The organism is Gemmatimonadota bacterium (assembly GCA_016714015.1).
Lineage (GTDB): Bacteria > Gemmatimonadota > Gemmatimonadetes > Gemmatimonadales > Gemmatimonadaceae > Pseudogemmatithrix.
Genome location: JADJNZ010000006.1, coordinates 319227 through 331864, shown reverse-complemented (window position 1 = coordinate 331864; position 12638 = coordinate 319227). Strand labels below are relative to the sequence as shown.

Here is a 12638-nt window from a genome sequence, read left to right as displayed (position 1 = left end):
CCTCACATGCATCGTCACCTCGCTCCGCTCCTCACGCTCGCCTTCCTGGCGGCGCCGCTCGCTGCGCAGTCGAAGGGCGCGCCGGCCCCCGCCGGCCTGCCGCGGCCCGGCTTCAACTGGGTGTTCGAGGGGAACATCGCCTTCGGTGGCGAGGAACTCATCGAGATCCAGTTCCAGAACGGCGACACGCAGACGCTCACGGGTGGCCAGGGCGGACAGATCGCGTTCGGCGGCCAGTACCGCTTGCCGGCGGCGCCGCGTCTCTCGCTCGGTGCCGTGGTCGGCTACAAGTTCGTGACCAACGCGTCGGAGAACGCGAGCATCGGCATCACGCGCATCCCGGTGGAGGTCATCGGCCGCTACGCGATCGATGCCGACTGGTGGGTGGGGGCCGGCATCACCAAGCACAACGCGGTGAACATGAACGGCGACGGCTTCTTCCCCGACACCGAACTCGAGTCGAACGCCGCGCCCACGCTCCAGCTCGGCTGGAAGTACGGGGTGCTCTCCTACACGGCGATGGAGTACACCGCGCCCGGTGGCGAGACGTTCGACGCCTCGGCGATCGGCATCGGCTTCCGCTGGGTCATCGGGCGGAAGTAGCGACCGCTTCCATGCGCTGGGTGCCGCTCCAGCTGGCACCCGGCGCGAGCGTCACCGGCGCGCCGATCGCGCCGGCCTCCACGCAGAGCATGTGGGTCTCGTCGCCGGGCACGAAGTCGCGGCGCGACGACGTCCCCGCCGCCCCGGGGTTCCAGACGACGGCGTCGGGGAATCCGCGCTTCATGAGGCGCAGCGTGCGATGCGGTTCGCGCAGCTCGAGCCGGTCCGGCGCGGCGTAGTAGACCCGGTCGAGCGGACCGGTGATCGCGAGCGCGGAACCGTGCTCGTCGAGGATGGCTCCGTCGCGCAACGCGTCACGGTACCGCAGGCCGTTCAGTCCGTGCACCTCGCAGGCGAAGGCGTCGCGCACGGCGAAGTAGGGATGCAGCGCCGCGGTGAACGCGAACGGCGCGTCACCCGTGTTCGTCACGTCCAGCGTGACCTCGAGTGCGTTCCCTCCCACCTGCGCCCGCAGCTCGGCGCGGAATCGATACGGCCACGCGGCGCACTCGGCGGCCGGTCGATCGCGCGCGACGTCGGCGTCGAGGAGGACCACTCGTGCCGTCCCGGCCGGCGCGGCGTCATCGGCGACCACCCAGCGCGTCGTGCGCGCGAAGCCGTGCTGCGGCAGCGCCCCGAAGGGCCCGAACTGCGGGAAGCAGATGGGGATCCCGCCGCGCACGGACTTGCCGCGACCGTACTCGGCCCGCGCGCTCACGAAGAGCCGGTCGTCGGTCTCACCGGCAGGGATCCACGACGTGACCTGGGCACCGTCGAGGTGGAGGCGGGCGGTGGCACCGTCGGCCGCGCGGAGATCGAGGAAAGGGGCGTCCATGCGTGAAGTCTAAGCCGGGCCTGGCGCGCGCGGACCCGCTATCGTTCAGCATCGCACGGACGACAGCTCAGGAGAGGACGGGATCGATGTCGCGGGCATTCCTGCGGGACGACGCGGAAGGCGAGATGCCTCGCCGCAACTATGCGCTGCCGGAGCGCGACGATCCGGACTACGATCGCGCCGCGGCGCGGGCGTTGCTCGACGCCGCCTGCGTGAGCGAGACGCAGCTCGCCGAACGCGCGACGGGATACTACTGGGGCGAGCCGAAGTTGAGACCGTATGTCGAGGTGATCCTCGCCGAGGCGGAGCGCACGCAGCAGGACCGGCTCGAACAGGTGGCGCGACGGTTCCTGCGTTGAACGCGTGAAGTGTCGGCGCATCGCGGCGCCGCATGATCCGTGGTGCCACAATGTGACGCTGCCTCTGGCCGCCGTGCGCGCCGTGCTCGTCATTCTCCGTGCACGGCGCACCGTGAACCGCCCGCGGCAGGAGAACGCGCATGACAGAACGCCCCAACCGTTTCCGTCAACTCACGGATTCGTTCGGTCTCGAGATCGATCGCCTCATCCGCACACTGCCCGGGGCGGATCCCTCGCTGCGCGGTGACCCCACGCCGTCACCGGATCGCGCGTCGCCAGCGATTCCCGGTCCGATCGGCGCGGTGAACCCGGCGCGCGGCAGCCTCGGCGCGAGCGCGGGTGTGGCCGCCGGTGCCGCCTCCGGCCCGACGTCGATCGGCGGCCTCGCGCCACGCACGATCGAGCTGATCGGCGCCTGGTTGCGCACGGCGGCCGCGAGCGGCCTTGGCGCCGCGGTGCTCTACTGGCCGTACGCGCACGAGTGCGGCTGGCTGCTGCATCTCTACCTCGGCGTGATCGCCGCGGTGCTGGTGTCCGGCGCGTGGGCGAGCGTGACCGCGTGGCGCGCGCGGGTGGCCGTCGCGCATGTGCTCGCGCTCATCGTGATGTTCTGGGGGGTCGTGCTCGCCGCGGAGCAGCTGCTGCCGCGCATCGGCTACGCCGCGGTCGGCGCGGCCTGGCGCTGCGCCGGTTAGGCGAGCGCGGCGTCGCCGCGGCCGCGCGCACTCAGGTAGTGATGCCAGAGGAGCCGCGCGGCCACCGCGCGCCAGGGTCGCCAGCGTGCGGCGATCGCATCGGCGCGCGAGGAGGCGATGGGACCCCGCGCGATGCGCACCTCGTGCACCGCCTTGATGAGCGCGAGATCGCCCGACGGCCAGGCGTCGGCGCGGCGGAGCGCGAATAGCAGATAGACATCGGCCGTCCAGGGCCCGATGCCTCGCAACGCGACCAGACGGGCACGCACGGTCGCGTCATCGGCGCGCGCGAGCGCGTCGAGGTCGAGCGTGCCGTCCCGGATTGCGCGGGCGACACCCCGCGCGTAGTCCGCCTTCTGTCGGCTGAATCCCGTCGCGCGCAGCGCGTGGTCGTCGAGCGCGAGGAACCGGTCGGGACGCACCTCGCCGAGGGTCGCGGAGAGCTTGGCGAACACGGCATTCGCCGACTCGAGGGAGACCTGCTGTCCGAGGATGCCGATGACGAGGCCGGCGAACCCCGGCGGGTGCGTCCAGAACGGCGGCTCACCATGCGTGTCGAGGATCCGCGCGAGGCGCGCATGTGCGAGGGCGAGCGCCTTCAGTCCGCGACGGTAGGTGCGGAGGTCGAGCGTCGCGGTCACTCGGCCGCGGAGAGGGCGTTCAGCGTCGCGCGGCACCAGGCGTCGAGCAGCACCGCGTACGCGGCCTCATCGAACGCGCCGAGGTCCTGGATGGTGACGGCGAAGTGCGGGTGCGCGGGGTGCGGCGGCGTGCTCGGCCGTTCGGTCACCGCCGTCGCGCTCGGCGGCGTCGCCACCGCGCTCCCGCCACTGGCATGCGACCGGCGCACCTCGCGCACCACCGTCGAGAGCGCGACCCCCTCGCGATAGACGCGCCTGAGCATGGCATACGCCCGGTCGCGCGTCGCGCCCCGGAACCGGGACGGGTGCTGGAGGGCGAAGGCCGAGAAGGCGAGGGCGTGGCGACTCCCCCACGGCTCCCGTTGCGAGTGGTCGAGCGCCAGCAACGCGTCGAAGCGCTGCGCGCACGAGTCCGAGGGATCCGGATACTGCGCGCCGCACTCGGGACAGGGGAGCGGCACGTCGGCGCGGACCATCATCATCAGTGCGCGTCCGGCGGGACCGGCAGCGTCTCCATCCAGCGGACGAGCGCGGTGCCGTCGTCGTGGGCGCGCAGCTGTGCGAAGAGCGCGAGTGCCGCGCGCCCGTCGGCGAGTGCCGCCGGCGTGTCCCCCATGGCCGCGAAGAGTTCGGCGCGCGAGCGCAGCGCCTCGGCCTGATGCAGGGCGGCCCCGAGCCGCCGCGTGCGGTCGACGGCGAAGTCGAGCAGGTCGCGCGCGTCGCGGTGCTTGCCCGTGATCGTGCACGCGACGCCCGCGAGGCGGCTCGCCTCGGCCTCGCGCACGACGTCGCCGGCCGCCGCGAACTCCCTCGCCGCGCGTCGTGCCTTCGCCTCGGCGAAGGAGGCATCGCCGCGGCGGAGCGCGAGCTCGGCGCGGCCGAGTCCGGCGATCGATGCGATGAGGGGCTGGGCCGCATCGCGGGCGAACTCGGCGCTGCGCTGCTCGAGCTCGTCCGCCTCTGCGAGCTTCCCGAGATCGCGATACGTGATCGCCATGTTGTGGAACGCCTCGGCCAGGCCGCGGGTGTTGCCGAGACGCTGGTGGGCCGAGATGGCGAGATGATAGAGGGCGAGCGCGCCGGTGCGGTCGCCCTCGATGTTGGCGATGGCGCCGAGGTTGCTCATCGCAAAGGCGACGAGGACGTCATCGCCATCCGCGCGAGCGAGGTCGAGCGCTTCATTGAAGCCGCGACGAGCGGCGTCGAGCTCGCCGAGCACGAAGTGCGCGGCGCCGGTGAGGACGGTGGCGCGGCGGAGGCTCGCGCGGTCGTCGCTCGCCTCGATGGCGGGGAGGACCGCGGCGAGCCACTCCTTCGCCTCGCGCGCGCGACCGGTGCGCACGAGCGACTCGGCGAGCAGCGCGGCCGTCTCGGGGTGGGTGCGCAGGCGCGATGCGTGCGCGAGGAGCAGCTCGCCCGCGTCAGTCCACGCGCCGGCCGCGGCGAGCTGCTGGGCCTGCGCCCGCAGTTCATGGAGGGCAGTGGGCGCGTTCATCGGGCCCCGTCCGTACCGGCGTCACCGGTCTCCTCGTCGCCGCCATCGAGCAGACGCATGAGGCGCGGGCGCGAGATGCCAAGCCGCCGCGCCGCCTCGCTCTTGTTGCCGCCGCACGAGTCGAGCGCGGCGCGCACGGCGAGCCGGATGATGTCGGCGAGCAGTACCGGGGATCCGGCGGTGGTCGGCCGCCCATCGGCATCGAGGTCGAGGAACTCGAAGTCGTTCGCCTCGAGCACCGGCTTGTCGGCGAGCAGCATCGTGCGCTCGATCACGTTGCGCAGCTCGCGGATGTTGCCCGGCCAGGCGCGGTCGCGCAGGGCGCGCTCGGCCCCCGCGCTGAGCGTCGGGCGCGTGAGCCCGTACTCCTTCGCGAAGCGCTCGATGAAATGGCGCGCGAGCGGCCCGATGTCCTCGCGGCGATTCCGCAGCGCCGGGAGCGAGACCGGCATGACGTTGAGGCGATAGTACAGGTCCTCGCGGAACTGCCCCGCCCGGATGGCCTCCTCGAGGTTCACATGCGTGGCCGCGATCACCCGCACGTCGATCGGGATGCTGCGGACGCCGCCGACGCGGCGGATGCTGCGCTCCTGGATGGCGCGCAGGAGCTTGCCCTGCAGCGGGAGCGCGAGATGTCCGATCTCGTCGAGGAAGATCGAGCCGCCCTGCGCCATCTCGAAGAGGCCCGGCTTGGCCGCCGAGGCGTCGGTGAAGGCGCCCTTCTCGTGGCCGAACAGGTCGCTCTCGAGGAGGTGCTCGGGGAGCGCCGCGCAGTTGATGTCGACGAACGGCGATTCCCGGCGCGGACCGTTGTAGTGGATCGCGCGCGCGATGAGCTCCTTGCCGGTGCCCGTCTCGCCGGTCACGAGCACCGTCACGTTGCTGTGCGGGATCACCTTCGCCACCCGTTCGAGCGCCGTCGCCAGGGTGCCGCTCGCGCCGAGGATGCCGTCGAAGGTGTACTTGCTGGCCTCGCCCGCCGTGAAGTGCAACCGGTCCTCGCGCGACCCGATCCGCTGGGTCGCGTCGGCGAGCCAGGACCGCAGGAGGTCGAGATCCTCGGGGATGACGAAGAGCTGGTCCGCGCCGGCGCGCATCACCGAGGTCGCGAGACGATGGCCCGCCTCGGCGGCCACCACCGCGAAGGCCGCGTCGGTCGCGGCGCGGAGGTCGCGCGCGGTCCGCGCCAATTGCGCTTCCTCGCCACCCGCGGCGACCAGGACGACGCTGCGCGTCGGGTCGATCTTCTCGGGGATCGCCTTCACGCGCTCGAGCGTCATCCCGATCTCGGCGGCGAGGCGCGCCCAGACATCGCTGAACGAGTCGCTGAGCGCGAGGACGACGAGCGTGGCCGGCGTCGTCCGCCGCCCCGCTCCGTCCGCTGCCCCTGCGCTGGCCCGCGATGTCGTCACGGCCACGATGCTACCAGCCGATGATGTAGTCGGTGAACCCGAGGACATCCGTCTCGATCTCGTGCGTGCCGATGGTGATCACGCTCGTCTGGCGGATCCATGGCGCCGAGACCGTCTCGCGCTTCCAGATGTCGATCAGGTTCAGGATCGCCGTGTCGTCGCTGTCCACCGAGCCGTCGTCGTCACGGTCCTCATCGGTCTCGAGGAAGCTGAACTTGAGGTCGGCGGGCTTGGCCGGGTCGAAGCGCAGCCCCGACGGTTCGAAGCGGACGAGCAGCTTCTCGGGGTCGACGAGGGTGATCGTGATGAGGATCGAGTCCCCGGCCGCGAACGGCGAGCCGTCGGGGCGGGTGAGCAACGCCTCGCGCGGCACACGGAAGCGGATGAAGTCGACCGAGTCGGCGCGCCCCGGACGCGAGCGATAGTACATGTACGCCGACGTCGCCTCGTCGTACTTGGCGTAGAACGTGACGACCGGATTCGCGATCGCCGGCGCGTCGGCGGCCGGCGCGAGCGAGTTCACCACGAGGCTCGTGTCGCCCACGGTGGGCGTGAGGGCCACCGGCGGCTCGTTCGGGACCGCGGTGCACGCGGCGGCGACGAGGAGCAGGCCGAGGACGGCGGCGCGGCGGGCGAAGGGAGCGAACATCATGGATCTTCCTGAAAGTGAGGTGAGCGGGTGATACCCCGGAAGTCTACCCGTGAAGTGTTGGATGCGCATTCGGGGTTCTCCACTCTGTGATGACCGGTCGCGCAGGGTCGCCCGGACGGGTCGACCCTGCGCGCACGGACGGTACCGGGACGGTGTGGCGTTATGCCGTGGGGAAGCTGCCGGCCACGAGCACCGCGCCCGCCGCGTTGCGGATCTCGATCGCGAGGCCGCTCACCGAGGTCGGGACCGACTGGCCCAGTTCGGTGCTGAACTCGATCTCCGCCTTGCCGAGCGCGTCGGTCGTCTTGGTGCCGACGCTCACGCCGCCGACGAAGAACTCCACCGCCATGCCGACGGGCAGGTGCTCGATCTCGAGCTCGAGTTCGCGCTTGGTGTTGCTATTGCGCGAGTCCCACGAGCCCTTGCCCTTGGCGTTCGAGAACGGCGCGCCGGCCGGCGGGAGGAGGTTCGCGTAGATGCGAATGCGAGCGGTCGACGAGGGGGTGGAGGTCGACGGGGTCGAGCTCCCCTTGGCGTCGGCGATGACCGACTGCGAGACCGGCGAGACCGGGCTGTCGGCGCAGGCGGCGAGGGCCAGGGCGGCGAAGAGCGAGGCGGGGGCGAGGTGGCGGATACGCATTGGACGAGGGGCTGTGGGGTGGTGGCGGCTCGCGGGCTGCGAGGCCGTCTGGCATCCCCTAGTGCAAGTGCGGCACCAGTAGCCCCCGACGAGTCAAGTCATTGCGTGTCAACAGCTTGGCGGAAATCGATGCGTCCGCTGGCTATAACGAAACGTTCCAAACCCCTATCGAATTGGAGTGGAGCGGACGCGTCACTCGGCCCGCGACCACCCGCCGGGAACCGCCGCGAGCAGTCGCCGGGCTGCCGCAGACGACGGCGAACCGAGGACCACCGACGCCTCCCCCTCCTCGGCCACCTGGCCATCGTGCATCACGAGGACGCGATCCGCGATGCGGGCGACCGATGGGATGTCGTGGGAGATGAAGAGCAGTGCGAGGCCGCGCTGGGCGCGGAGGTCGGTGAGGCGCTCGAGCAAGCGCTCGCGGGTGAGCGGGTCGACCGCGGAGACCGGCTCGTCGAGGATGAGCAGCCGCGGTTCGGGCCCGAGCGCGCGCGCCAGTGCCACGCGCTGTCGCTGGCCGGACGAGAGCTCCCCGGGCCTGGCCGATGCCACCGAGTCGGGGAGGTCGAGCTGCGCCAGGAGATCGCGGGCCCGCCGGCGCGCGTCGGTCGCATCGCAGAGGCCATGCACGAGCATCCCCTCGCTCACCAGCGCTTCGCAGGTGAGGTGCGCCGTGAGCGATGCGCCGGCGTCCTGCGGGACGAACTGCAGCGACTTCCGGATTCGACGCAGCGCCTCGCCCTCGAGGCGCGCGAGATCGTCGCCGTCGAATCGCATGGCCGTCGCGCGCGAGGGCCCGAGGCGCAGGATCGCGTGCGCGAGCGACGTCTTGCCGCATCCCGATTCGCCGATGATGCCGACCGACTCGCCGCGCCGGAGCGTGAACGAGATGTCCTTGACGGCCGTCACCTCCACGAGCGCATCGGGGCCGCGGCCGCGTGCGGGGTACGTCACGGAAAGGCCGCGGACGTCGAGCAGCGGCTCGGTGGGGGACGCCTCGCGCGGCCGGAGCGGCGCGCGCGCGATCGGCCGTCGCCGGGCGAGGACGTCAGCGGTGCGGCCGTCCTCCACCACGCGGCCCGCGTCGAGGACGAGCGTCCGTGCGCAGCGCTCCCCCACCAAGTCGAGATCGTGCGAGATCAGCAGGAGCGCCGTCCCGGACTCGCGGCGCAGCGTGTCGAGCAGGTCGAGCATCTCGCGCTGGCGCACCGGATCGAGTGCGGTGGTCGGCTCGTCGGCGACGACGAGCTGCGGCGCGACGATGAGCGCCATCGCGATCATCAGTCGCTGCCGCATCCCGCCGGAGAGCTCGTGCGGGAAGCGTCGCGCGGCCGCGCGGCCGATCCCCACGCGATCGAGCATCGTCGCCGCGCGCGCCGCGGCCTCCGCGATGCTCGCGAGCCCGTGCACCTCGAGGGCCTCGGCGAGCTGCGCGGCCGCCGGCATCGACGGGTTGAGCGCCGCGAGCGGCTCCTGGGAGATCAGCGAGATCCCGCGGCCCCGGACCGCGCGCAGCGCCTCGGCGTCGAGCGAAGCGAGGTCGCGTCCGGCGAGCGCGATCCGGGCGCCGTCGTCCAGGCGCAGCGGGGCGGGCAGCAACCGCAGCAGCGCGAGCGCGAGCGTGCTCTTCCCGGCACCCGACGCGCCCACTACCCCCACGCTGCTGCCTGCGGCGACGTCGAAGGCGACGTCATGCAGGAGCGTGTGACCGGCGCCACGCGCGCCGCGACGTTCGGCGACGCGCACGCCGAGGCCGCGGACCTCGAGCAGCGTGTCGCTCATTCGGTCGCGTCCGCGCCGCCGACGCGCTCGGCGACGAGGTTGGTCAGCAGGACCGTCGTGACGATCGCGAGAGTGGGGAAGACCACGAGCCACCAGCGCGCGACCACGCGCCCCTCGGCCTCGAGGATGATGTTCCCCCAGCTCGGCGCCGGCGCCGTGACCCCGAGGCCGAGGAACGAGAGCCCCGCCTCGAGCGGCACCGCGCTCGCGAGCGCCACCGTCGCGGCGACGCCGATCGTGGGCAGCAACGCCGGCATCAGGTGCACGCGGGCGAGGCGCATCGGCGGCACGCCGAGGGCGCGCGCACCGCGGATCCCCTCGCTGGCCAGCAGGCGCCGCGTCTCGGAGCGGACGAGTCGCGCCGTCGTCATCCAGCCGGTCGCCCCGAGCAGCAGGGCGAGCGCGAGCGGCGACACGCGACCGAACGCGGCGACGGCGGTGAGGAGGAGGAGCAGGCGCGGTACGGCGAGCATCGCATCCGTGGCGCGCATGAGGGAGGCATCGATCCATCGTCCGCCGAGTGCGGCCGTCGCGCCCACCGCGCTGCCGATCACCACCGAGACGACGACTGCGAGTGCGGCGATGCCGAGCGAGAGGCGCGCGCCGACGAGCATGCGGCTGAGCACATCGCGCGAGGAGGGGTCGGTGCCGAACGGGTGCGCCCACGACGGCGGCAGCGAGGCGAGCGCCAGCGGGTCCGGTGTCGCGAGCGGATCATACGGGGCGAGCCATGGGCCGACGAGCGCGAGCAGGGCGAGCGCGCCGAGCGCCGCGAGCGGGACGCGCAGGTCCACCGGGGAGGGCCGGTCGCCGCTCATGCGCGGCGCTGCCGGGGATCGGCCCACGCGACGGCGAGGTCCGCGAGGACGGTGCCGAGGACGACGAAGAGACTGCTGATGAGCACCGCACCGCCCACTAGCGGGTAATCGCGCCGGAGCACCGCGTCCACCATCACGCGCCCCATGCCGGGCCGGGCGAAGACGCGTTCGACGAGCACCGCGCCGCTCACCAGCGCGGGGAAGAGGAGGCCGCCGAGCGTGAGCACCGGCACGAGCGCGTTCCGCAACGCGTGGCGCATCAGCACCCGTCGTTCCGGAACGCCCTTCGCGCGGGCCGCTCGTACGAAATCGGCGCGCATCACGCCGAGCATCGCGCGCCGCTGGTGCCGCGCGACGACCGCTGCCACGATGAGCGCGAGCGTGAGGGCGGGCAGGGCAAGGTGATGGAGGAGGTCGAACAGGCCGGCGATCCCGGTGGGCGCGAAGTCGTCGCGCATGCCGCCGATGGGGAAGAGCCCGAGGGTGAGGGCTGGGCCCATCACGAGGAGCAGCGCGAGCACGAACTCGGGCGTGCTCAGCACGAGGAGCGAGGCCGCGGTGGCGAGCCGCGTGCGCGCGGTGTCGCCGCGCCACCCTTGCCAGGCACCGAGCGCCACGCCGGCGAGGCCCCCGAGGAGGAGGGCGGTCCCCATGAGCAGGAGCGTCGGCGGGAGCGCATCGCCGAGCACGCGTGAGACCGGGGCGCTGCGCGAGAACGACCAGCCGAACTCGCCGCGCGCCACGGCGCCCACGTAGCGCACGAACTGCACGGGGATCGGCGCGTCGAACCCGTAGAGCGCGCGCATCCGGTCGCGCACCTCGGGGGTGACCGTCTCCTGATCGAGAGACACGGCGAACGGATCGCCCGGCGCGAGCCGGATGAGCGCGAAGCAGATCGCGACGACCAGCGCGACGACGGTCGCGCCCTGACCGAGGCGGGAGAGGAGGACGCGCCGCACGTCGGGCCCGCTCAGGGCGCGGCGGGGGCCGCGTCGCGCGGGAGTCGCTGGGCCGGGTCGACCGACCAGTCGCCGAGCGTGAGCCACCACGCGTCGGGTCGCCAAGCGGGGAGGACCAGCCGCGCGTGGACAGCTGTCGCGTTGCGGCTCTCGAAGAGCCAGAGCGCGGGGGCGTCGTCGATGATGGTCTGGTAGGCGGCACGCAGGTGCTGGCGCGACGTGGCGAGGTCCATCGCGCCGAGCCCCGCGACGACGGCGGAATCGAACGCGGCGCTCTCGTAGTGCCAGGCGTTGCCCCCCCCGCCCCCGGGCACGGCGGCACTCGCCCAAGAGCCGCGCACGCCGTTGGGGCTCGGCGAGGTCCGAAGTCCGCCCATGATCGCGTCGAAGTCGCCGCCGGTCTGCGCGGCGACGAAGCGGGGGAAGTCCATCGCGTCGATGGTCATCGCGACGCCGATGCTGCGCAGCTGTTCCTGGATGAGCACCGCCATGCGCTCCCGCACGCGGCTCGTCGAGGGCACGATCACGGTGAACGCGAGCGCGCGTCCCTCGCGGCGCCGCACGCCGTCGGCGCCGCGCTCGGTCCAGCCCAACGAGTCGAGCAGCGCTTCGGCCGCGGTCCGGTCGAAGGGCAGCGGCGTCACGGTCGTGTCGGCCGTGGCCTGTGCGCGCACGAACGGTCCCAGCGCGGGCCGCGCGAGCGAATCGAAGACCGCGCGCACGACCTCACCGCGATCGACGGCGAGCGTGAGTGCGCGCCGCAGGGCGCGGTCGGCGAAGAGCGGATGCGGACGCTCCGCATCCCCCGCGACCCGCGCATTGAACGCGAGGAATCCGTAGTCGAATCCCGGCGACTGGATCACGCGCAGCGCGGGCACGGCCATGAGGCCGGCGACCTCGCCGGGCGGGAGCGGATCCCAGACGTCGATCTCGCCCGCCTTGAGGCGCGCCATCGCGGCGGCCGGATCGGGGGAGACGCTGAAGAGCACGCGGTCGAGCTGGGGGCGGCCGCGATAGTGCCCATCGACCGCGGCGAGTTCGATGCGAGCACCCGGCTCCCACCGCACCAGCTTGAAGCGGCCGCTGCCCACTGGCGCGCGCGCGGCCTCGCTCGTGCGCAACGCGCCACTCGCGATGGGGCCGACGAGGTGCGCCGGCAGCGGCATGACGAGCGTCGCGGCGAGGAACTGCTCGGGCGCGCGGGCGTCGAAGCGGAACGCGACGTGCAGCGAGTCGATCGCGGTCACCTCGCTGATGGCCGACGTCGCGGCGATCAGCGGGGAAGCGTTGGCCGAGTCGCGGATGACCGCGAAGCCGGTGACCACGTCGACCGCGCGCACCGGCGTGCCGTCATGCCAGCGTGCATCGGGGTGCAGCGCGAACGTGATGGTGAGCGAATCGGCGCTCCAGCTCCAGCGTTGCGCGAGCTGCGGCGTGAAGCCCAGGTCGCCGACGGTGCTCAACGACGGTCCCATCTCGGCGAGCCGATCGAACAGGAGCTCGGCGACGACCCGTCCCTGCTGGCCGTTCACGAGCGGCATGAGCAGGGCATCGGCGTCCACCGGGGTGCCGATGATGACCGTGCCGCCTAGGCCCGATGAGGCGGAGTCGCCGGTGCAGGCGATGGCGACGACGAGGGCGAGGCACGCGAGGGGACGGCGCATGGGAGGGGCGAGCGGGAGCGTGGCGTTCGGACCGGCCTCGCGCATCGCGCGGGCTCCCGCTGATAATGGCGTCTCGCCGC

General features: G+C 72.8%; 14 protein-coding genes. 3 read left to right on the top strand and 11 right to left on the bottom strand.

The genetic code is table 11. The features are described 5' to 3' along the window. Positions 1-6: 6 nt before the first annotated feature. Positions 7-603, top strand: a complete 597-nt coding sequence (locus IPJ78_13785) for a hypothetical protein (GenBank protein ID MBK7907615.1) — start codon at positions 7-9, stop codon at positions 601-603. On the opposite strand, the gene IPJ78_13780 is transcribed toward IPJ78_13785, so the two are convergent. Continuing rightward, the gene (locus tag IPJ78_13780) at positions 587-1438 is read right to left on the bottom strand and encodes a D-hexose-6-phosphate mutarotase (protein ID MBK7907614.1); all 852 of its coding nucleotides are present in this window, start codon (positions 1436-1438) and stop codon (positions 587-589) included. The genes IPJ78_13785 and IPJ78_13780 overlap by 17 nt on opposite strands. 125 nt (positions 1439-1563) lie before the next feature. Here IPJ78_13780 and IPJ78_13775 point away from each other — a divergent pair, with 125 nt between their 5' ends. Together IPJ78_13775 and IPJ78_13770 are read left to right on the top strand one after the other, a co-directional pair. After that, positions 1564-1797, top strand: coding sequence for a hypothetical protein (locus IPJ78_13775; protein MBK7907613.1), 234 nt, complete (start codon positions 1564-1566; stop codon positions 1795-1797). Between the two features lie 140 nt (positions 1798-1937). Next, positions 1938-2492 (top strand): hypothetical protein, encoded by a 555-nt coding sequence (locus tag IPJ78_13770; GenBank protein MBK7907612.1) that lies wholly within the window; start codon positions 1938-1940, stop codon positions 2490-2492. Here IPJ78_13770 and IPJ78_13765 read toward each other — a convergent pair. From IPJ78_13765 to IPJ78_13720, 10 genes are all read right to left on the bottom strand, one after another. Continuing rightward, a complete protein-coding gene (locus tag IPJ78_13765) occupies positions 2489-3133 on the bottom strand; it encodes a DNA-3-methyladenine glycosylase 2 family protein (GenBank protein ID MBK7907611.1) in 645 nt (214 codons plus the stop codon). The genes IPJ78_13770 and IPJ78_13765 overlap by 4 nt on opposite strands. Continuing rightward, a complete protein-coding gene (locus tag IPJ78_13760) occupies positions 3130-3615 on the bottom strand; it encodes a hypothetical protein (protein ID MBK7907610.1) in 486 nt (161 codons plus the stop codon). Before IPJ78_13760 ends, IPJ78_13765 begins: the two co-directional genes overlap by 4 nt. Then, positions 3615-4628 (bottom strand): tetratricopeptide repeat protein, encoded by a 1014-nt coding sequence (locus tag IPJ78_13755; GenBank protein MBK7907609.1) that lies wholly within the window; start codon positions 4626-4628, stop codon positions 3615-3617. Before IPJ78_13755 ends, IPJ78_13760 begins: the two co-directional genes overlap by 1 nt. Then, positions 4625-6040, bottom strand: a complete 1416-nt coding sequence (locus IPJ78_13750) for a sigma 54-interacting transcriptional regulator (GenBank protein MBK7907608.1) — start codon at positions 6038-6040, stop codon at positions 4625-4627. Before IPJ78_13750 ends, IPJ78_13755 begins: the two co-directional genes overlap by 4 nt. Positions 6041-6050: 10 nt before the next feature. After that, a complete protein-coding gene (locus tag IPJ78_13745) occupies positions 6051-6692 on the bottom strand; it encodes a hypothetical protein (GenBank protein ID MBK7907607.1) in 642 nt (213 codons plus the stop codon). Between the two features lie 160 nt (positions 6693-6852). Next, positions 6853-7332, bottom strand: a complete 480-nt coding sequence (locus IPJ78_13740) for a hypothetical protein (GenBank protein MBK7907606.1) — start codon at positions 7330-7332, stop codon at positions 6853-6855. Positions 7333-7524: 192 nt separating this feature from the next. Further along, positions 7525-9117: an ABC transporter ATP-binding protein gene (locus tag IPJ78_13735; GenBank protein MBK7907605.1), complete on the bottom strand. Its 1593-nt coding sequence runs from the start codon at positions 9115-9117 to the stop codon at positions 7525-7527. Next, positions 9114-9935, bottom strand: a complete 822-nt coding sequence (locus IPJ78_13730) for an ABC transporter permease (GenBank protein MBK7907604.1) — start codon at positions 9933-9935, stop codon at positions 9114-9116. Before IPJ78_13730 ends, IPJ78_13735 begins: the two co-directional genes overlap by 4 nt. Then, complete coding sequence (locus tag IPJ78_13725; protein MBK7907603.1) at positions 9932-10894, bottom strand: ABC transporter permease; 963 nt, start codon at positions 10892-10894, stop codon at positions 9932-9934. Before IPJ78_13725 ends, IPJ78_13730 begins: the two co-directional genes overlap by 4 nt. An 11-nt stretch (positions 10895-10905) precedes the next feature. Further along, positions 10906-12603: a peptide ABC transporter substrate-binding protein gene (locus IPJ78_13720; protein MBK7907602.1), complete on the bottom strand. Its 1698-nt coding sequence runs from the start codon at positions 12601-12603 to the stop codon at positions 10906-10908. Between the last annotated feature and the right edge of the window lie 35 nt (positions 12604-12638).